At 47.1% G+C, this 516-nt stretch carries 2 tRNA genes and 1 rRNA gene; all 3 read left to right on the top strand.

The window, feature by feature from the left end:
- Positions 1-62 (top strand): 16S ribosomal RNA (locus tag QMX97_RS32040); the annotation flags it as partial.
- A gap of 82 nt (positions 63-144) precedes the next feature.
- Positions 145-221, top strand: a tRNA-Ile gene (locus tag QMX97_RS32045).
- A gap of 30 nt (positions 222-251) precedes the next feature.
- A tRNA-Ala gene (locus tag QMX97_RS32050) sits at positions 252-327 on the top strand.
- The last annotated feature ends 189 nt before the right edge of the window (positions 328-516 follow it).

Below are 516 nucleotides of genomic sequence, written 5' to 3' on the forward strand. Positions count from 1 at the left end.
TGACTGGGGTGAAGTCGTAACAAGGTAGCCGTAGGGGAACCTGCGGCTGGATCACCTCCTTAATCGACGACATCAGCTGCTCCATAAGTTCCCACACGAATTGCTTGATTCATTGAAGAAGACGATAAGAAGCAGCCCGAAATTGGGTCTGTAGCTCAGTTGGTTAGAGCGCACCCCTGATAAGGGTGAGGTCGGCAGTTCGAATCTGCCCAGACCCACCAATTTTGTGTGGGAAACGCCTGTAGAAATACGGGGCCATAGCTCAGCTGGGAGAGCGCCTGCCTTGCACGCAGGAGGTCAACGGTTCGATCCCGTTTGGCTCCACCACTACTGCTTCTGAAAGTTTTGAAAGCTTAGAAATGAGCATTCCATCAAGTTGATGGTGAATGTTGATTTCTAGTCTTTGATTAGATCGTTCTTTAAAAATTTGGGTATGTGATAGAAAGATAGACTGAACGTTACTTTCACTGGTAACGGATCAGGCTAAGGTAAAATTTGTGAGTTCTCTTAGTTGAG

It is taken from the genome of Pseudomonas sp. PS01298 (assembly GCF_029959745.1).
GTDB classification, from domain to species: domain Bacteria; phylum Pseudomonadota; class Gammaproteobacteria; order Pseudomonadales; family Pseudomonadaceae; genus Aquipseudomonas; species Aquipseudomonas aylmerensis.